Source organism: Pelosinus baikalensis, from assembly GCF_020819555.1.
In the GTDB taxonomy this organism is placed as follows: domain Bacteria; phylum Bacillota; class Negativicutes; order DSM-13327; family DSM-13327; genus Pelosinus; species Pelosinus baikalensis.
This window is the reverse complement of record NZ_JAJHJB010000047.1, coordinates 1-20,858: the sequence shown is the minus strand read 5'-3', so window position 1 is coordinate 20,858 and position 20,858 is coordinate 1. Positions and strand designations below refer to the sequence as shown.

Annotated in this window: 19 protein-coding genes; 1 reads left to right on the top strand and 18 read right to left on the bottom strand. The window is 41.5% G+C overall.

What is annotated here, in order from left to right; genetic code table 11:
• Positions 1 to 89 precede the first annotated feature (89 nt).
• The 14 genes from LMF89_RS21990 to secA all read right to left on the bottom strand — a co-directional run bounded on the left by LMF89_RS21990 (position 90) and on the right by secA (position 17,580).
• Positions 90 to 1,346, bottom strand: a complete 1,257-nt coding sequence (locus tag LMF89_RS21990) for a PDZ domain-containing protein (protein ID WP_229536959.1) — start codon at positions 1,344 to 1,346, stop codon at positions 90 to 92.
• 244 nt (positions 1,347 to 1,590) lie between these two features.
• The gene (locus LMF89_RS21985) at positions 1,591 to 2,733 is read right to left on the bottom strand and encodes a S41 family peptidase (RefSeq protein WP_007959238.1); all 1,143 of its coding nucleotides are present in this window, start codon (positions 2,731 to 2,733) and stop codon (positions 1,591 to 1,593) included.
• A gap of 160 nt (positions 2,734 to 2,893) precedes the next feature.
• The gene (locus LMF89_RS21980) at positions 2,894 to 4,021 is read right to left on the bottom strand and encodes a murein hydrolase activator EnvC family protein (protein ID WP_229536958.1); all 1,128 of its coding nucleotides are present in this window, start codon (positions 4,019 to 4,021) and stop codon (positions 2,894 to 2,896) included.
• Between the two features lie 20 nt (positions 4,022 to 4,041).
• Positions 4,042 to 4,929, bottom strand: a complete 888-nt coding sequence (gene ftsX, locus LMF89_RS21975; RefSeq protein ID WP_229536957.1) for a permease-like cell division protein FtsX — start codon at positions 4,927 to 4,929, stop codon at positions 4,042 to 4,044.
• Positions 4,919 to 5,605 carry a cell division ATP-binding protein FtsE gene (ftsE, locus tag LMF89_RS21970; RefSeq protein ID WP_007959233.1) on the bottom strand — a complete coding sequence of 229 codons (687 nt, stop codon included), beginning with the start codon at positions 5,603 to 5,605 and terminating at the stop codon, positions 4,919 to 4,921. The genes ftsX and ftsE overlap by 11 nt, the downstream gene beginning before the upstream one ends.
• Positions 5,606 to 5,979: 374 nt before the next feature.
• A complete protein-coding gene (locus LMF89_RS21965) occupies positions 5,980 to 6,729 on the bottom strand; it encodes a site-2 protease family protein (protein ID WP_229536956.1) in 750 nt (249 codons plus the stop codon).
• A gap of 106 nt (positions 6,730 to 6,835) precedes the next feature.
• Positions 6,836 to 7,771: a transketolase family protein gene (locus LMF89_RS21960; protein ID WP_229536955.1), complete on the bottom strand. Its 936-nt coding sequence runs from the start codon at positions 7,769 to 7,771 to the stop codon at positions 6,836 to 6,838.
• Positions 7,772 to 7,825: 54 nt separating this feature from the next.
• Positions 7,826 to 8,671: a transketolase gene (locus LMF89_RS21955; protein WP_229536954.1), complete on the bottom strand. Its 846-nt coding sequence runs from the start codon at positions 8,669 to 8,671 to the stop codon at positions 7,826 to 7,828.
• A 26-nt stretch (positions 8,672 to 8,697) separates the two neighbouring features.
• A complete protein-coding gene (locus tag LMF89_RS21950) occupies positions 8,698 to 9,543 on the bottom strand; it encodes a YitT family protein (RefSeq protein WP_229536953.1) in 846 nt (281 codons plus the stop codon).
• Positions 9,521 to 10,654 (bottom strand): polysaccharide pyruvyl transferase CsaB, encoded by a 1,134-nt coding sequence (csaB, locus tag LMF89_RS21945; RefSeq protein WP_229536952.1) that lies wholly within the window; start codon positions 10,652 to 10,654, stop codon positions 9,521 to 9,523. Before csaB ends, LMF89_RS21950 begins: the two co-directional genes overlap by 23 nt.
• Positions 10,647 to 12,698: a DUF5693 family protein gene (locus LMF89_RS21940; RefSeq protein WP_229536951.1), complete on the bottom strand. Its 2,052-nt coding sequence runs from the start codon at positions 12,696 to 12,698 to the stop codon at positions 10,647 to 10,649. The genes csaB and LMF89_RS21940 overlap by 8 nt, the downstream gene beginning before the upstream one ends.
• Before the next feature lie 308 nt (positions 12,699 to 13,006).
• Positions 13,007 to 13,696: an LmeA family phospholipid-binding protein gene (locus tag LMF89_RS21935; RefSeq protein WP_229536950.1), complete on the bottom strand. Its 690-nt coding sequence runs from the start codon at positions 13,694 to 13,696 to the stop codon at positions 13,007 to 13,009.
• A gap of 138 nt (positions 13,697 to 13,834) precedes the next feature.
• Positions 13,835 to 14,936 (bottom strand): peptide chain release factor 2 gene (gene prfB / locus LMF89_RS21930; RefSeq protein ID WP_369412683.1). Its coding sequence is split into 2 segments (ribosomal slippage): positions 13,835 to 14,863 and positions 14,865 to 14,936, totalling 1,101 coding nucleotides; the frame shifts between segments, so codons are not numbered across the junction.
• A gap of 124 nt (positions 14,937 to 15,060) precedes the next feature.
• Positions 15,061 to 17,580, bottom strand: coding sequence for a preprotein translocase subunit SecA (gene secA, locus LMF89_RS21925; RefSeq protein ID WP_229536949.1), 2,520 nt, complete (start codon positions 17,578 to 17,580; stop codon positions 15,061 to 15,063).
• A 330-nt stretch (positions 17,581 to 17,910) separates the two neighbouring features.
• Between secA and LMF89_RS21920 the strand changes: the two genes are divergently transcribed.
• On the top strand, positions 17,911 to 18,129 hold the full coding sequence (locus LMF89_RS21920; RefSeq protein ID WP_229536948.1) for a hypothetical protein: 219 nt from the start codon (positions 17,911 to 17,913) through the stop codon (positions 18,127 to 18,129).
• Positions 18,130 to 18,217: 88 nt separating this feature from the next.
• Here LMF89_RS21920 and hpf read toward each other — a convergent pair whose 3' ends face one another.
• The 4 genes from hpf to LMF89_RS21900 form a co-directional block, all read right to left on the bottom strand.
• Positions 18,218 to 18,748, bottom strand: a complete 531-nt coding sequence (hpf, locus tag LMF89_RS21915) for a ribosome hibernation-promoting factor, HPF/YfiA family (RefSeq protein ID WP_007959213.1) — start codon at positions 18,746 to 18,748, stop codon at positions 18,218 to 18,220.
• A 233-nt stretch (positions 18,749 to 18,981) separates the two neighbouring features.
• A complete protein-coding gene (locus LMF89_RS21910; RefSeq protein WP_007930253.1) occupies positions 18,982 to 19,179 on the bottom strand; it encodes a cold shock domain-containing protein in 198 nt (65 codons plus the stop codon).
• A gap of 127 nt (positions 19,180 to 19,306) precedes the next feature.
• Positions 19,307 to 20,026, bottom strand: coding sequence for an amino acid ABC transporter ATP-binding protein (locus LMF89_RS21905; protein ID WP_229536947.1), 720 nt, complete (start codon positions 20,024 to 20,026; stop codon positions 19,307 to 19,309).
• Complete coding sequence (locus LMF89_RS21900) at positions 20,013 to 20,678, bottom strand: amino acid ABC transporter permease (RefSeq protein ID WP_007930249.1); 666 nt, start codon at positions 20,676 to 20,678, stop codon at positions 20,013 to 20,015. The genes LMF89_RS21905 and LMF89_RS21900 overlap by 14 nt, the downstream gene beginning before the upstream one ends.
• Positions 20,679 to 20,858 lie beyond the last annotated feature (180 nt).

Below are 20,858 nucleotides of genomic sequence, written 5' to 3'. Positions count from 1 at the left end.
GTACTGTAATTTTATCACAGTACATACGTTCGGTCAAACTTCTATATTGAATGTAAATCTATTATATAATAATTCTTTAATAATAAACATTATATTTTTTTGTTATTTTTTCCCCATATCTGTTTTGCTTTTTCCCATAGCCAAAATTTGTCTTCTGCTAATTGAACATAATATAATTCATTGCCCTCCGGCACTAATATTACACCTAACATTTTATGGTTTTGAGAAAACTTCACTTTTTTTTCGATCCTGCGGTCGTCACGCAGAATTTCTATTATAAATACGGGGGGAGCAAGATATATGGCTTCTGCTAATTGCTCCTTAGTATCAATGGTCAGGTTATGCAGTCTTAGCAGAATATCGCCTGATTTTATCCCTGCCTTTTGCGCAGGAGTATCCACTACAGTATCTAATACCATAAGACCTTCAGCAGGAGGTACATAACGGGGAAGTGCCTCTAACTCCTGGCGGCTGTCGATCTGAATCAGCATCTCATGACCTAAGAAGGATACCATCGCCGCTACTGCCTGCAGCCATTTATAATGAACCGACAGCAGCGCGAGTGCAAGCAGTACAATACTATAAAGGCCCAAATGCAAAGCGGATTTACGGCGGCGCATTTGCGGTGAACTTGCTACTGCAATGTCTGTATATCCTAGAGCAGCCACTACTGATACCATCGTATACATCCAAATATGTCCTTCCATCAGTCCCCCTTGGACTGGCAGCAAGGGCCACCAATCCGGCATGCCTAAGACACCCTCAGGTACTTTTAACTCTGGCACAGCAACAGCTGACATTAACAAAAGAGGAAGAGGCCAAAAGTTTTGCAAATTAAAGGCCCCGACTAATTGTCCATTTTTACGCTGTAAAATAATCGGCATACTGCCATAAATTCCACTAATCGCGATTAAGATACTTTCTGTGATATGAAGAACTGCGACCAATACTAATACCTGGGATACGTCAACGTTCGGCCAGCCAAACAATACCTTAGATAAAGCCACCACGCCTCCGGCATAAGCAAAACATAGAAATCGCATATTGACCATCATCAGCAGTATTGCTACCGGCCAAATATACGCAAGGCCCAATTGATCTACATTGATGCCTACCAGCGTCAGCAGAAATGTTCCCACGATGCCGCCGATACTCCCCAGACAAATGGCTAAGGCAATCTGCTGAGTCAAGGAAAAGCCGCATACACCAAACATACGCTGCTGGCTTTTTTGCAATTTCCAATATTGAAAACCAACTAAGGCAATGATCATCCAAAATATAGGTTCAAAGAAAGCAGCTACCACACCACCCACAGAAAGCCGTATTAATTCCTGCCATGGGAACATAACTTCACCTCTAATCAAATTCTGATAACAAGAATTCTACACGTTATTAAAAATAATCGAACCACAAAGGCACAAAGGACACAAAGGAATCTAAATTAAAAATTATTTTTTCTGCTCTCCTTTGTGTGCCGCATCAGCGGCATTGTGCCTTTGTGGTTCATTAAATTGTTATATTTTACACCTATAAAACTTATACTTTCTCCATTAGAAAAAAGCGGCTAAGCAAAAGCCAGCCGCGAACCCTTTATTTTCCCATCTTTTCTTTTACAAAATCAATGGCTTTGTCTAATTGTACATCTGACTTTGCATCCTTATCCATTTCCACTTTTATATCCGGCTCAATACCAATGCCATTTATGGAGCGATCATTTGGTGTCAGATATTTGGCAATGGTCAATTTAATGGCGCCGCTATCTAAGCGAAGCACGGTTTGCACTGACCCTTTACCATAAGTCTTCGTGCCAATTAATGTTCCAGATGCTGTATCCTGGATTGCTCCAGACACAATCTCTGAGGCACTGGCGCTGCCACCGTTAACTAACACAGCTACAGGATATTTAATCGCCTCTAAGGTAGAAGAATGAGTCTCCCGATGCCCATCCCGGGTAACAACGGAAACAACTGGCCCTTTGGGCACAAATTTACTGGCAACCTTAACACTTTCCTCTAATAAGCCGCCTGGATTATCCCGGAGATCGAGAATAATGCTTTTCATACCTTCTGCTTCCAGCTCTTTATACTTTTGAGCAAAATCATTGCCTGTATTGTCATTAAACATGGATATTCGGATATATCCAATCTTATCGGGAAGCATTTTACCTGCTACGGTTTTAATTTGGATGTTAGACCGAGTCAAAGTAATCTCTTTTGTAGGTTCACTTTCATGACGAACGGCTAAACTGACAGTAGTCCCTTCAGGACCGCGAATTTTATTGACGGCTTCATCTAAGGCCATATCTTTCGTATCTTTACCGTCAATTTGAAGAATTTGATCTCCGCTTTTGATTCCAGCTTTATCACTGGGCGTACCTTCAATCGGCGAAACAACCGTCAAGGTCTTCTCTTTTACTCCCAAAACCATACCCACGCCGCCAAAAGAACCTTCTGTTTCTACCATAAAGTCCTTATACATCTTGGCATCCATATAAATGGAATGGGGATCTCCTAAAGAGCTGACCATTCCCTTGACAGCCCCAGCTACCAAGGTCTCTGTATCCACTTGCTCTACATAGCGGGCTTTCACAACCTGCAAGGCCCTGAAAAACTTTAAGGTACTTACAACATCAGCAGAATTTCCCTTTAACAGATATAAAAATCCGCCAGCTGTTACCGTAAAGGTAAAGACGATTAATAAAATGGCTGATACTATAATCTTACGACGACTCATCTATACACCCCAATTCCAAATTAGAAATTTGAATTACCTTTCAAATTTCGCTACTTTCTTCTCTATGAAAAACACACATAATTAAATATATGTAGAAAATCCATGAAATATTCCATAAGGGCACCCACCGCGGGTACCCTTATCGTGATGCTATTTACATTTACGGCAAATAATCCATCGGGCTAGTAGGTGAACCATTTTCACGGACTTCAAAATGCAAATGAGGCCCAGTGGAATAACCTGTTGAACCCACGCGGGAAATCACTTCTCCTTTACGCACTCTTTGCCCTTCTACTACGAGCAACTCCGAATTATGTCCATATAAAGTAGAAATACCATTTCCATGTTCGATGATCACGGCTTTACCGTAACCACCCATCCAATCTGCATAAATAATCACTCCACTGTCAGCAGCTCGTACAGAATCCCCATAATCAGCTCCGATATCAATACCACTGTGATAACGGGATGTGCCAAAAATCGGGTGAGTACGCCAGCCATATGGTGAAGTAATTTCCGTAACATCCGTAGGCCACATCATAGCCCCTGTACCGCCGCTAGGTCCTTGTTTTCCACTTTGACTGCGCCGAATCATCTGCTCAATTTTACGGGAAGTTTCTAAAAGCTCCTGATAGGACTGTTCTGCTGTATCCCGTTCATTAACAGCCGATGCCAAAACAGCTTCTCTTTCTTTCTTACTGGACTCAATGATTTTTTTCTTTTCAATGGCTGCTTTTTCTAACTGTAAAATAGCAGCCTTATCACTTTCTAATTCAGCTCTCTTTTGCAGCACCAATTCTCGTTCAGCTTTCACTTTTATAATCAATTCAATATCTTTATCCATGATCCGTTTCAAAAGATCCATACGAGTGGTAAAATCGCTAAAGTCATTGGCGCCAAACAAAACATCCAAATAACTTAGCTGACCATTTTGATAAATATCGCGAATCCGTTTATTCAATATCAAACTGCGCTCAGATAGATTTTTTTCGGCTTTCGCTAAAACAGTCGTATTTACAGCAATCAGTTCTTCCGTTGCACTTCGCTTTGCCTGAATTGCATTATAATCTCCCTGGGCATTCTCTAACTGGATTTGCACTTTATGTAATTGATCAGCAACACTATTGACCTTCTGTTTGGCCTCAGCAGCTTTTTCCTGCTGAATCTGCATCTGCTGCTGAACCTGCTGCTGCTGCTCTGCCAACTCATTGGCTAATACAGGGCCAATCGCCACGCACATTACCACAACTGCTAAGCTCATGGCTAAATACTGCCTAATTTTAAACATCCAATCCCTCCTGCTACCCTCTATACTCTCATATAGCGACGTAGTGATATCGTACTGCCTAAAGCACCAATTACTGTTCCTGTCACTAATAACACTACACTAATATTCGTGATAAATGGGTATTGGGGAATTAGCGGTAGAAAGGCCAAGGATTCGTATACCTGATGGATCAGAATCCCATAGGTTTCATTTAAAAACAAGACTGCAACTAATGCTCCACCAAACCCTAACATCATACCTTCCAATAAGAAAGGCCAGCGAATAAACCAATTGGTAGCCCCTACATATTTCATAATGCCAATCTCCTTACGCCGGGCAAATACCGTAATTCGAATGGTGTTCGAAATAATAAATAGAGCGGCCAACGCCAAGAATACAATGATAATCAAACCAAAAATGCGCACCATTTTTGTTAAAGCAAATAACTGCTCGACTACTTCCTGACCAAATTTAACATTTTCTACCCCTTTAAACTGCATCATAGCCTGAGCAGCGGCTTTTACACGTTCTGTCTTGTCCACCTTTACTTCAAAAGCATTCGGTAAAGGGTTTACTTCTCCTAATGCATTCAGTAGGCCTTGCTGCTCACCCAGACGCTCTTTAAATCGATTCATGGCTTCTTCTTTTCCTACAAAATTCACTTGCACAACACCGGGAATCTTGGTAATGCGGGTTCCCACCTCACGCATTTCAAGATCTGTTAAGCCATCTTGCAAATATACAGAAATTTGTACCTGTGATTCTAACGTAGAAGCCATATTATTTAAGTTGAGTACCATGACCAGAAACATCCCCAAGATGAGCAGGGATAAGGCTACTGTAGTCACCGATGCAAAGCTCATTAACCCGTTGCGTTTCAGAGAAGAAAGAGCTTCTTTAATAAAATACTCCATGGTTCTAATCTTCATAGCCGTATACCCCTTTCACCTGATCCCGAGCAATACGGCTTTTTTCGATGGCAATAACTCGTTTTTTCATAGCATCCACTACGCTTTTATCATGAGTAGCCATGACAATGGTTGTCCCATCTCGATTAATGCGTTCAAAGATCCTCATAATGTCCCAAGACGTTTCCGGATCAAGATTACCTGTGGGTTCATCGGCAATGACCACCACTGGATTATTGACAATCGCCCGAGCAATGGCAATACGCTGCTGCTCACCACCAGACAACTCACCTGGAAAATTTTTAGCTTTATGACGTAAACCCACCAAGTCCAATACATGAGATACCCGCTTTTGAATATCACGGCGGGATGACTCGATTACCTGCATGGCAAAAGCCACATTCTCATATACGGTTTTATTTGGCAGCAATCTATAATCCTGAAACACAATACCTAAATTACGCCTCAGGTATGGTATCTCTGAAGGCTCTAACTCACCAACATTACGACCATTGACAATTAACTTACCCTTTGTCGGAAGTTCCTCCCGAAAAATCAACTTTATAAAGGTGGACTTACCTGCACCACTAGGACCTACCACAAATACAAAATCACCTTTTGGAATGTCAAGCGTAATATCAGAGAGGGCGACACAACCATTGCCATAAATTTTAGAAACACCATCTAAATGAATCAAACTTTCGTCACTCTCCCTCACTACCAGAAAAATTTCAATTCTAGTATTAAATCTTTGACGTTAATAGCTAAATCCCTTTTTTTTGCTATTAATTTTCATCATCCAACTTTTACAAAGTAGTAATTTGTAGAAATTAGGCTGCTCAAATAAGAATATGCTCCACTATCTGTCATTATCAAGAAAAGCCCTCCTAAAAAGGACATAGAAAATGCGTGGAAAAAAAGATAATCGAGACGCAGAGACGCAGAGACGCAGTTGGACGCTCTGCGTTCTCTGCGTCTCTGCGGTTAAATCGTTCTATTTGCTCCGTTTGTCATTTGCGAGCATCAGCGAAGCAATCCCCTACATTTCCATGATATTTTCGGAATATCTCTCTACTGGCCGTGAAAGATTGATCCAATATATAACGTAGTGATTCCTAGGACGATAACCAAGCCAAAGTACCACCAGCCCACTGCTAAACGCTGCTTCATGGTGAGCTGATAATAGGAAAGATTCTCCTTAATATCGACATTCTTCCAGGTTCTGTATAATGAAAACAAAAAGAATATAAATAAAAAAAAACTATATGTCTGCAAGAATAGTATGCCAATAATTAGGCTTCCTAGCCACCAAAGACGGTGGGTTACAGCAACAGCAATGCGTCCTCCATCCAGAGGATCGCAAGGAATCAGATTAAATAAATTTAAAAGACAAGCTGTATATGAAAGCACCAGCATCAATAAACTGTCCGTCCATAAGTAAAGTACCAGACAGAGCAATGCACTCAAAGTCCCCATGGCGGGTCCGCCGATGGCTACATTGGCTTCCATCTTGGCATTTATCGGCAGTTTCTTGATACGTATAACAGCACCAAGAAAAGGTACAAAAATAGGACGTGAAACAGGCAAGCCAACAACCTTAGATGCCACTAAATGCCCCCATTCATGCAGAAGCAATAGGATTACAAACCCAACAGCGAATTTTAGGCCAAAAGCCATCGCATATACCAGAATGGAAATAATCATCGATACCGCCATCGCTACTGTAGACCCCATCTTCAGCATGGCAATAAAGCCCATCATACAAAGGGCTAATTTACTCAGCACCCGCCTGCCTAAACTGACAACCCGCCATGCCTTCATCCTTTCCCCTCCATACACAATAAAAAAAGGTTCATAACACCCTAGAAAATAAAACGCCCCTCTACATGTGTATGCATGCGAGGAGCGTTTTATTGGTAGTTGGTATTTATTTCTTGCGGCTAATTACTTTTTTAGCAGCTGCAGCAATATCTTCTGCAGTTAAGTGGTATTTCTTTAAAAGAGCGCTAGGTATGCCGGACTCACCAAAGGTATCACATACACCTACACGTTCCATGGGAACAGGACTGTTTTCTACCAGTACTTCCGCAACAGCACTGCCTAAACCGCCAATGATGCTGTGTTCCTCACAAGTGACAATGGCGCCTGTGTCAGCAGCGGCCTTTATGATTGCTTCCTTGTCAATTGGTTTAATGGTATGGATATTCACCACTCTGGCGCTGATACCTGCATCTTGTAATTGCTTAGCAGCTTCTTTTGCGGCGCCAACCATAATACCAGTCGCAATAATAGTAACATCTTTACCATCTGCCAGCTGTACAGCCTTGCCATGCTCGAATGTATAATCAGCAGCAAATAAATCGGGAACTGCCATACGTCCTAGACGAATATAAACGGGGCCATCATATTCTGCTGCAAAAGTAATCGCTTTACGAGTTTCTTCAGCATCTGCCGGTACAATCACTGTCATATTAGGAATACTGCGCATGAGAGAAATATCCTCAATGGCTTGATGAGAAGCTCCATCTTCACCAACTGTTAAACCAGCATGAGTAGCGGCAATCTTAACATTCAGTTTTGGATAACAAATCGAATTCCGGATTTGTTCAAAAGCCCGACCAGCAGCAAACATAGCAAAAGTAGATACAAAAGGTATCTTTCCGCCGGCAGCCAAACCCGCTCCTACGCCCATTAGATTTTGTTCTGCAATTCCTACGTTAAAAAAGCGTTGAGGAAATGCTTTTGCAAATACAGCTGTCTTGGTAGATTTGGATAAATCCGCATCTAGCACAACAATATTTTCATATTTTTCCCCAAGCTCTTTTAATATTTCTCCATATGCTTCACGAGTTGCTAAACCCATTCTCTACACCTCTCAACGGCAAGTTCAAAACGTCTATCTGAATCTGCCTATTTTTTATTGTGTTTCTAATTCATTTAATTGGGACAGGAACAATTCACATTGTTCACGGCTAGGAGCCTTGCCATGCCAATCAGCGATGTTTTCCATTTGGCAGACGCCTTTACCTTTTATCGTTTGGGCAACAATCATCGTTGGTTTGCCTTTTATTGTTTTAGCAGTTTGAATCGCATCATAAATCGCCTGTATATCATGTCCATCAATTTTAATCACATGCCAGTTGAAAGCAGCCCATTTCTCTGGGATTGGTAATGGTGATAATACTTCGGAAATGGGACCGTCAATTTGCAGTCCGTTAAAATCTACAAAAGCAGTCAAATTATCTAATTTATAATGGGCGGCAAACATAGCAGCTTCCCATACCATACCTTCCTCCAGCTCGCCATCACCCAGCACAGTGTATACCCGGCTTGCACTATTATCAAGACGAGCAGCTAGCGCCAATCCTGCAGCAGCGCTCAAACCCTGTCCTAATGAACCGGTAGACATATCGATACCTGGCAGGTTTTTCATGCTGGGATGTCCTTGCAAGCGACTGTCAATCCTACGCAGCGTCAGTAATTCTTCCTTTGGAAAAAAGCCTTTCTCCGCCAATGTAGCATACAAAACAGGAGCTGCATGACCTTTGGACAAAACAAAACGATCTCTGGCCACTGCCTGAGGATCGCTAGGATTTACATTCATCTCAGCAAAATACAATGTTGTGAGAATATCTGCCGCTGATAAGGAACCACCTGGATGACCCGATTGAGCCTCCGTAACCATTTGCACAATACTATAGCGAATGGACTGTGCATATTTTTCTAATTGGGATACTTGTTCTTGCGTCAGTTTTTCAGCCATATCTATGACCTCCTTAAAATCAAGCTTTATATTTTTACTTCCGTAAAACCTTCACCTAATACCTCGTGAGCAGTGGTCACAATCACAAAAGCCTTCGAATCAATATGATAAATCACTTCTTTTAACTGTGTCACTTCACTGGTACTTACCACACACAATAGCATCTCTCGAGGATCTCCCGTATAGCCCCCCTTGGCTTGGAGCACAGTTACGCCTCGATCCATTTCCGTAATAATTGCATCTGCTACCTGTTTTGGCTGACTGCTCATAACAAAAAAGGCCTTTGATGTACTAGGGCCTTCTTGTACCAAATCAACAATCTGTCCTGTCACAAAGATCGAAATCAACGCATATAATGAAAGTTCAGCGCTTTTAAAGGCCAAACCGGCAAAGACGATTACAAAAAAATCAGCAGCCATCATAGCTTGCCCAACACGAATCTTCAGTAATTTATTCAAAATAACAGCCGCTAAAGCTGTCCCTGCAGTATTGCCTTTATATCGAAAGACAATTCCCATACCAATGCCGCCTATGACACCGCCATATAAGGAATTGAGCAGCAAATCACCTGTCAGCACAGGTGTGTAAGGAGCCATCACATCAATCGCGATAGAAAGCATCGCAGCACCAAATAAGGTATTAATGCCATAACGCGCCCCCATGACCTTAAGACCAATGATAAATAAAGGAATATTAAATGCCAGCATAATAATCCCTACTGGCCAATTCAATAAATGATGCAGCACCGTGGCTAGACCGCTGACACCACCTGCTGCCACTTTATTCGGTATTAAAAACATATTGAGGCTAACCGCTGTAATAGCAGCTCCTACTGCAATTCCCAGATAATCACGCCATATTATTTTTTTCATGATTTGCCTTCCCCCACTTTCTTTGAGAAATGAGTTCCAACGCTAATTCTGCATTTTGAAATGCCTTATCCCTAAGATATGTACTCTGCTCAACTTTGGATTGTTTTGCCGCTTTACTTGTCGGCCATAGCTGGCGCACTTTTTCTACCAAACTTTGGGCATCTAAATTTTGCAAATCTCCAGCAAGACATTCTCCCAAAGACTCTAAAAAACGATCAATTTTAGGATCATAGGAAATCCCTACCATTGGCACATGCATCACTGCGGCAAAGATTAAAGCATGAAGACGAATGCCAATCAGCATATCAAAGTTTCCCACTAAGGACAATAATTCACTGGTGGTATACTCTTCGGTGAGTACAATGGCCTTGGATTTCGTACGAATGGCCATTCTTTTTGATACGGCACAATCCTCCGGCCATTGCATGGGCAAGAATACAATTCTTGCCCCAAATTCTTCTGCCAATTGATTGGCCGCTTCCACTAGAACGTCTTTATAATGCTTCCAATCCTTCCATTCCCGCACCGATATACCAATGAGAGGTACATTGCCTTCCACTCCGGCATTCCGCAAAATCCTGCGGCCAATTTGCTTATCTACCTGATGCATCGCCAGTACAGGATCGGCAGTAACATGGATTGGGGGCTTTACTACGTTCAGACGCTTTAACTCTGCAAGAGAACCTTCATCTCTGACAGTAATCAAATCCACCATATTACCAATATAGCGCATAGCACTTCTAGCCAATGTACCGCGCACTGGACCAATTCCCTGAGCATAGAGCATAACCGGAGTACCCAGTTTTTTTGCTAATATCATAATGCTCAAGTAATAATATAAGCTGCGTTCACTGGTGACATCCTGGAGCAAACTGCCGCCGCCGCTGATTAACAGCTGGCTTCGGGATAAAACCTTGATAATCTCTGGGAAGTTTAAACGATATACAGCCGCAACTCCATGACGTCTGCAAGTATCCTCTGGATTACCGGAGATCACTGTAATTTTTATATCGGATGCAAGTTCAGTCAATACCTCGATCATGGCTGCCAGCATGGCTTCATCACCGGCATTGCCAAAACCATAGTATCCTGAAATAACAATCTCACTCATTCTTAACAGATCTCCTTCCTAGGACAACAGACAAGTAACAAAGTACTTGAACTGCAAGTACTGCTACTATACCTACACCAATCCCCGCTACCATGCCATCTATGCCGCGAACAAAAGACATGAGCACTGGAGTCCGCAAATGAGCAAAGGTTTCAACTAGGGACCCCTGAGCAATGGTAGCAACTACGATCATTGCATAGTGTACCACACGAGGCCATTGACGATACAATGCCATAACTGCTAAGAAAAAAGCAGGATGCCCAATCATAAATTCTTTGCCACGCGGTCTGGCATACATAGCCCTTTCTAGAAAAGCCCGCATTTTTAGTTCTATATCCGGTACAGGCACACCTGCTGTATGACCAGATCTGCCAATGAAGACCCAAGCACCAATTGCTGCCAGGGCAAATACAAATAAGGTTTTAATATACAAAGGATAATTCAGCAATTTTATAACCTGCTGCCAAATGTCTTTTTCATCCTCTTCTTCATTTTCAAATAAATTATACCGAGCTAAATAAATGATAGTAATGAGGAGCAACGGAGCCACAAAGGTTACCTTTACACCACGGAAAAATTCCATTTCCAGAAAGAAACGTACATCCCCCAGTACAGCTGCCACATACATACCGCCAACCATGGACAGCATAACGGTGATGATTAATCCGCCTATTCCATCTTTTATAATCCCCGCAAGGCTTCCTCGCCCTTCTATCGACATCTTTCTCCAACGGTCAAGCTGCCACGTCATAGCTAAAACAGGGAAAACAACAGCACTGCATAAGGCCACTGCCTGGCGCACTGCGTTGCCGCTGCCCTTTAGCAAAGGAAATGCAAAGACCAGAGAGATCAGTAGCAATAGTGCATATTGATAGCGGGCAGGAAAAGGACGCACTAAGGTTAAAAATAATATTCCCGCAGCCACTGCTCCAATGGTAATTGCCACTAATAAGAAGACTTGAGGGAAATAGGGATGGAAAATGCCTGCCTTACCAATGGTAAAACCACTGGCAATTAAACCATCTCTCACATTAGCTACATACTCCAAATTGGTTTCTAAAAGAGTTTTACCCGGTTCGGCTTTATCATATTTCCGAAGCAAATTAATGCGTATATTGCGTTCTTGATCCGTTACAATCCAGCGTTGAACTGCTTCGGCTGATTTTAATTTAGGCTGTTCATCTTTAGGAATCACATACACACGAGCTGCCTTGTAATCATTGGCTATAGCCATGGGAACAAGTCCCTCTTGTTTAAAAAACTGTAATTGCAGAGGATGTTCAATTAAGCCTAATGTCAATTGTTTGCTTTTGACCTTCTCCAAAGTTAACGACAGAAGATCAGGATAACCCAAGGCCTCATCACCAACAAATATCAGCGCAGAAACATTTTCAATACCTGATAAGCGGGCAAATACACCTTCTACGTTCTCTTTTTCCACTTTAGTATAATTGCTTGGCCTTGCTACTACATAAAATCCTTGACCAGACACATACCGCATCTCATCGGTCGGCAAGCCAAGATTCCATTTTACTACTTTTTCATAATTTGCTTTCACAGCTAAAATCTGGCGCTGACTGTCAAGGACTGTCACCCTCTCGGGGCTCAACCTTTCGATCAGATCTTCTTTTACCTCAGCGAAAACCCCAGGATCACGTCCAACAACATAGACATCTTCTGCTTGAATACGGCCTGTTTCTACTAAGTTACGCCAAACTGCATCACCTAGCATACCTGTATAATACTGCTGCAGCAATTGGGCACCCGACAAAACAGCTACCTTGCCGCTTTTATTTAGTTTCTCCAGCGTAGTCTCATACACTACCAGAGAAGTAATTCCTGCCTCTTTCATACGCCGCATCACATGTTCGGTAGGAACCCCCTCAAGCTGAGCCAGTTCCACAACATCTTCATACTCCATAACCATCTCAATGGTCGTGCTGCTTTCTTCTATTTTATGGCGCTGCCAGACAATGGTTAAAGCTGCCGCTAGACCGATGACGATGCATAGTAATAATATCTTATTATATTTAAAATCTCTCAAAACAATCTATCCCACCTTATCTATCAAATACGGTCATATAAACACTATTGTAACCCCTAGTTACAATACTTTATGCAACTTCATCATATTCTGGCAGAACACTCCAATATCCTGCTTTTTAAGGATAAAATTTTATAAAAAAACTGTGCGTCATAGGTAAATACCACACGCCCTTTAAAACAGATAAAACGAATTGAACCACAAAGACGCAAAGGACACAAAGGGTTTTTGTGTGCCGCGTCAGCGGCATTGTGCCTTTGTGGTTCATTAGCATTTTGTTATGCAAAAAAAATTGCCCTGGTAAAGGGCTAGTGTGAACGATTATCTAGATATAAAATCACTTTCCCGTTTTCCATTACAATGTCACGGACATTTACATGGAAGGGCAACTTATTCAAATCGACTAAAGGGATCTCTGTTAAAAGAGCGCCTCCTAAATTACCAGTCATTCGATTATTCAGTAAGAATCGGTCCGTAACAAATTTGATCTTTTGTCCGTCACCCACAATCTTTCCCTCTAAACTTACAGCCACATTGGCAAAGCCTCCAAGGGCAAAGCTGCTGCTGGCCTTTATTTTGTCAGATTGAATATCCACTACGGCATTTTTTACCCCTTTAACGGTTTGGTTTAAATACCGCGCCAGTTCATCTTGAGTCACTGTGCCCCGAATCTCTACATCACCAACGGACTGAAAGGCAACCAAACGGCGAGTAATGAGCGCTCCCATATCTAACTGTGCATCTTTTAATGCAATACTCATATCATCAAATACCAGTTTATCTGCTTTTGCCTGCTGGGCATTGACGGTAATATTATCAAATTTACCGCCCAACATGAAGAGAGCTGGGCGTTTGGTCAACGTAGCTGTCACTTGCTCACTACCTACCAAGCCCCTCATACCTTTGGCTACAATATCCGATAATATCATTGGCAGCAGTACCTCACTGGCAACTGCTAACAACAATATCACTATCACAAGACGCAAGCCTTTTGTCACAGGATACGCCTCCTTATTTTTTTAAAAAACGCTGCGTGTTCTTTAAAATATTTAAACCAACGAACCACAAAGACGCAAAGGACACAAAGGGGGGCATGCGGCATTATGCCTTTGTGGTTCAATCGCCATCCATTTCTCTTACTTCTTGCCTTGTTTTAAATATGCTTCGATGAAAAGACCAAGGTCTCCATCCATGGCGGCATGGACATTACCGGTTTCGGCGTTGGTGCGATGATCTTTTACCATATTATAAGGATGAAATACATAAGAACGAATCTGGCTGCCCCACTCAATGGCCTGATAATCGCCGCCAAGCTCATTTTTTATATTTTCCTGTTTTTGGCGTTCTAATTCATATAATTTAGCCCGCAGCATTTTCATACATTGTTCACGGTTCTTGATCTGGGAACGCTGCGTCTGACACTGCACTACAACACCGGTTGGAACATGTGTCATGCGTACGGCGGAATCCGTTTTGTTGATATGCTGACCGCCCGCCCCGCTGGCACGATAGGTGTCTACACGAACATCAGCCATATTAATATCAATGTCTACATTATCATCAATTTCAGGCATAACATCTACAGCAGCAAAGGAAGTGTGACGACGACCGCTGGCATCAAATGGAGAAATACGTACTAGACGATGTACCCCTTTTTCTGATTTTAAATAGCCATAAGCATTTAAACCAGAAACTAAAATCGTAGCACTTTTCACTCCAGCTTCATCACCCGCCAGAAAATCCATGGTCTCTACTTTATAACCGTTCTTCTCTGCCCAGCGCACATACATGCGCAGCAGCATTTGAGCCCAATCCTGAGCCTCCGTACCGCCAGCGCCAGCATGGAGTGTTAGTATGGCATTGCTGCCATCATGTTCTCCTGACAGCATTAAAGCAACTTCCAATCGTTCAATATCCTTAGTCATCTTATCAACGGCTTCCAGGACTTCCGGATAGATGCTTTCATCCTTTTCTTCCATGCCCATTTGCCATAATAGAGTTAAATCCTCATAGGCTGTGGATAGTTGCTCAAATTGGGCCACACCATCTTTCAAGACATTTAGCTCCTGAGCTACTTTTTGCGCTTTATCAGGATCATCCCAAAAGCCCGGCCCTCCCATTGTATCTTCTAATAAGGAAATACGCTCTTCTTTGCCAGCAACGTCAAAGAGAAGCCCTCACTTCAACTAATTTCTGTTCAAAAGCAGCAATCTGTACTCGCAAATCTTCTAACAACAACTGTATCAACTCCAATTAATTAAGTTTTAAAAATCATTAACCACAAAGGCACAATTGCGCTTACGCGCAACACAAAAAATTATTTAAAACTTTGTGTCCTTTGTGCCTTTGTGGTTCAAATCTCTTACTTTGCAGCTCCGCAGCATTTTTTATATTTCTGACCTGAACCGCATGGGCATAAGTCATTACGACCAATTTGTTCTGCATTGACGATTGGCTGCTGCGCTTTTTGTTCTTTCGCCTCTTCTTCTTCTCCATGAGTTGCATGTGCCTGCTGCAAGCGATCTTCAGGAGGAGCAACGATATTGACCCGATAGATATATTTCACAATATCTTCCTGGATGATATCAATAAGCTGCTGGAACATGTCATAGGCTTCAATCTTATATTCAATCAATGGATCACGCTGACCGTAGGACCGAAGACTAATGCCTTCTCTTAGCATATCCATGGCATCCAAATGTTCCATCCATTTGGAATCAACCACTTTCAGCATAACAACCTTTTCCATCTCTCGCATATTATCAGAACCAAATAAGGCTTCACGAGCATTATAGGAATCCGTTGCTACTTTGAGCAATTCTTCCTGCAGCTCTGTACGACTTAAATTGCCAAGTTTCTCTGCCTTTAACTGACCCTCTGGGGCAAAAATATCTTCGCAGTATTCAACCAAACCTTGGGTATTCCAATCTTCTGGATATAATTTTTCGTCAGCAAACAGTTCCATACCGCGATTGATAAGTTTTTCAATCATATGGAAAATGTTTTCTTTCATATCTTCGCCTGTCAGAATCTGGCGACGCTGTCCATAGATGACTTCCCGCTGCTGGTTCATTACATCATCATATTCTAATACATGTTTACGCATGTCAAAATTACGGCCTTCGACTTTCTTCTGAGCCTGTTCAATGGAGCGCGTAATTAAGCTATGTTCAATGGGCTCATCTTCTTCCATGCCCAATTTATCCATGATTGTCGCAATATTATCGGAGCCAAATAAACGCATTAAATCATCTTCCAAGGATAAGAAGAAATGAGAAGATCCAGGGTCCCCTTGACGACCGGCACGACCACGCAACTGATTATCGATACGACGGCTTTCATGCCGTTCTGTACCAATAATATGAAGTCCGCCCATATCAGCCACACCTTCACCTAACACGATATCCGTACCACGACCTGCCATATTCGTAGCAATGGTCACGGCTCCCGGCTGCCCGGCTTGGGCTATAATTTGGGCTTCCATTTCATGATACTTGGCATTTAGTACATTATGAGGCACGTCTTTCTTTTTTAGCATATCGCTCAAATGTTCTGACTGCACAATGGAAGTCGTACCTACGAGTACCGGCTGTCCTTTTGCATGACGTTCTACAATGGAATTGACTACGGCTCTATATTTTGCCCCGGTAGTTTTATAAATTACATCCGGCAGATCCGTACGGCTTACTTCTTTATTAGTCGGAATCGTAATAACGTCCAGTTTATAAATTTTCCGGAACTCTGCCTCTTCCGTTTTGGCAGTACCTGTCATACCGGATAATTTGTTATACATACGGAAATAATTTTGGAAGGTAATGGAAGCTAAGGTCTGGCTTTCCCGTTCTACCTTTACTCCTTCTTTTGCCTCAATGGACTGATGCAGACCATCAGAGTAGCGGCGACCGAACATTAAGCGACCCGTAAATTCATCTACAATGACGACTTCTCCGTCTTTTACCACATAATCCCGATCCCGTTTCATTAATCCCTTAGCTTTCAGGGCCTGATTAAAATGGTGAGACATCTCGATATTGGCATGGTCATACAAATTGGTAATTCCAAGCAGTTTTTCAGCTTTGGCGATACCACTTTCCGTTGGTGCTACGGTACGGGTCTTTTCATCGACCGTATAATCTTCACCTTCTTTTAGTTTCGGGGTAATTCTTGCTAAGACATGATATAACTCCGTTGATTTTTCCCCTGGTCCGGAAATAATGAGAGGTGTGCGCGCTTCATCAATTAAAATACTATCCACTTCATCCACAATAGCATAATTTAATGGACGCTGCACCATTTGCTCTGCATAAATAACCATATTATCCCGCAGATAGTCAAAACCAAATTCATTATTCGTACCATAAGTAATATCCGCATGATACGCTTGTTTACGATCAACGAAATCCAGGCCATGTACGATGAGTCCCACTGTTAAACCTAAAAAGCGATATACTTTGCCCATCCACTCACTATCACGTTTTGCTAAATAGTCATTAACGGTAACAACGTGGACACCTTTACCAGTCAGAGCGTTCAGATATGTAGCTAGAGTACCTACGAGTGTTTTACCTTCCCCTGTACGCATCTCAGCAATATTACCTTCATGCAGAGTAATACCGCCTAGCAGCTGAACATCAAAATGCCTCATACCCAATACACGGCGAGAGGCTTCCCGCACAACAGCAAAGGCCTCTGGCAAAATATCGTCCAATGTCTCGCCTTTTTCTAAACGACGTCTAAACTCACCGGTCTTAGCAGACAGTGAAATATCGCTTAATTTATGCATGGCAGGCTCAAATGTATTCACTTCTTCTACATATTTCATCATACGTTTTATTTCTTTTTCATTATCATCGCCAAAGAGATTTTTTAGAAACTTAAACAACTGGTATCAACTCCTTAAAAGTTAGCACATCCATGAAAAAACTTCTCTTAGTTTACAGTATATGCCTAATTCTAAATTTTATCAAAAGATAATAGATAAGTCAAAGTAAATAAAGAAATAAGCGTATATGGACACAGAGTAAAAAAACACTGACGCCTTTTATAAAACGAATTGAACCACAAAGACGCAAAGGACACAAAGGGGTTATTTATATTTTCACCTATAGAACTTATACTTTCTAAACTGATAATATATTTTTGGTATAAAGTATTCATAAATTGGGAATACCTGAGAATATAGACTCATTTTTTATTTTAAGGAGGAATTAGCTTGCAGCTAAACTCGATTCATCTCATTGGACAAATTGCAGATTTAAAAGATACAGATTATAAGAATACCTTGGCAATCACAGTTTTAATTGATTTACTTATTGAGAAAAAAATTTTTACCCGAGAAGAATTTGCACATAAGGCCAGAGAACTTGATACCACAAGCCTGAGCCAGCTTGTATCCAATCGCCGTCTAGAACTTTTATCCAATCAAAAATAAGCCTCTCGGAATTGTCAGTACTTTCATCTACATGCAAAAAGCCGTCCCCCATGAAACGCGATCGTTCATGGGGGACGGCTTTGTCTATTTAGTTAAAATCAGGTTCAATCAAACCATATCTTCCATCTTTACGACGATATACTACATTGACCTCTTCTGTTTCCGAATTGCTAAATACATAAAAATCATGATTGACAAGATTCATCTGTAAAATAGCCTCTTCAATATCCATCGGTTTAACAGCAAATCGCTTGGTCTTCACAACATGGAGTTCTTCTACCTCTGGAGCGGCAGTAGCAGCAACTAATTCCCCTTTAAAGGCACCAACTTTCATGCGGCGAGAAATTTTAGTTTTATATTTTTCAATTTGTTTTTCAATTTTGTCTACAACTAGATCAATGGAAGTATACATATCAGCAGTGGCTTCCTCGCCTCTGAGAATCATACCATTAACCGGCACAGTCAATTCAATAATATGGCGACCTTTTTCTACAGCCAAAATAGCTGTAATCTCTCCTAGAGTATCGAAGTATTTCGTAATCTTACTAGCACGTTTTACTACATACTCCTTTAATGCTGGTGTAATCTCAATATTTTTGCCTCGTACGATGATTGCCATAATCGCCCATCTCCTTTCAGTGTCTTATAAGTATCATTCTCCATAGCGATACTAAAGTCCTTTATAAATTTCTACTATTTCGATAATTATATCTGCTAACACATAAGAGAATGCTGACACGTCCTCTAAAACAAATAAAACGAATTGAACCACAAAGGCGCAATGTACACAAAGGGTTTTATATAATCAAAAAAACCCGGCTATAATAGCCGGGTATATTTGCTCAAAATCTATTAAGCTTTAGCAACGTTAGCTGCTTGCGGTCCACGTGCGCCATCAACAATATCAAACTCAACTTGTTGACCTTCAGTTAAAGTTTTGAAGCCTTGATCTTGAATTGCTGAGAAATGTACGAATACATCGCCACCATCTTCTCTTTCAAGGAAACCATAGCCTTTTTCAGAACTAAACCATTTTACTTTACCAATCATTATGAAACTCCTCCTAAAATAAACAATAAACTGAGGCCAACCACGTGACCACTATCTAAAGTATAACATTCCTGGATATGTGTGTCAAATCGCACAACCTGGAATTTATAAGAAATCATCCTTTTTCTTACAATATCTTAGATAAAAAAGATTTAGTTCGCTCTTCTTTCGCATGAGAGAAAATCTCTTCTGGCGTGCCTTCTTCTACAAGACGTCCTTCATCCATGAAAAGAACTCGATCTCCAACTTCCCGGGCAAAACCCATTTCATGAGTAACAATCGCCATTGTCATCCCCTCATGAGCTAAAGATTTCATAACATCCAGCACTTCTTTGACCATTTCCGGATCAAGTGCAGAAGTGGGCTCATCAAACAGCATGATTTTCGGTTTCATAGCCAATGCTCTGGCAATCGCCACCCGCTGCTGCTGCCCACCTGACAGTTGCTCTGGATAAGCATGTTCCTTATCAGCCAGCCCAACCTTTACAAGTAAATCCTGAGCTATTTTTACCGCCTCAGACTTCGGTGTTTTTCGCACAGTCATAGGCGCCAGGATGATATTTTCTAATACTGATTTATGAGGAAATAAATTAAAGCGCTGAAAAACCATTCCTACTTCTTCCCGCACTTTATTAATATTGGCTTCATTCGTAAGAGGAATGCCATCCACTATAATTTCGCCCTCTGTTGGCTCCTCTAAATAATTAATGCAGCGGAGTAATGTACTCTTACCCGAACCACTTGGTCCAATGATAACCACAACTTCTTTTTCAGTAATATGAGCATTAATCCCTTTTAAGACATGGAGTTTACCAAAATGTTTATGAACATTTTTAATGTTTATCATCGATTTTGTACCTCCGCTCCAAATAATCTACCAAACGTGAAATTGTGAAGGTCATAATCAAATAAATAAATGCTACAGATAACCATATTTCAAAAGACCCATAGGTGCGGGCAATAATTAACTGCCCTCTTCTCGTAAGCTCTTCAAAACCTATTACCGATACCAAAGAAGAATCTTTCATCATTGCAATAAACTCATTCCCCAGAGGCGGGATAATGCGCTTGAAAGCCTGGGGCAAAATAATATGACGCATCGTCTGTCCCCAGGTCATACCAAGAGAACGTCCTGCTTCCATCTGCCCTTTGTCAATGGATTGAATGCCGCCGCGGAAAATCTCTGCAACATAGGCACCGCTGTTAATACTGCAAGCGGTAATCGCAGCAATAAAAGGATCAATCCGCTGCCCTACAATAATGGGCAGTGCAAAATAAATAAGAAAAATCTGCACTAACAACGGTGTGCCGCGAATAAAATCCACATACACTGCAGCTAATGCTTTAATAATCCAAGTATTGGATAAACGTGCGATTCCAACAAACATTCCAATTAGCAAACCCAGACTCACACTAAATGCTGTAATTTGCACCGTTACCCCTGCACCGACTAGTAGAAGGGGGAAGGAACGCACAATTAAATCAAAATCAAAGTTCATAGTTTTCACCCTTAATTCAAAAAATATGTATGCATGTATAATAACGCAACACTATGATTATAAACACACAGGACAATGCTGTCAATCCTGCTATATATCCTTTAAAACATATAAAGCGAATCGAACCTTTTTAGCCCCCTAGAAGATTTGAACAATATGCCTTAACTCTGGTATATTAAA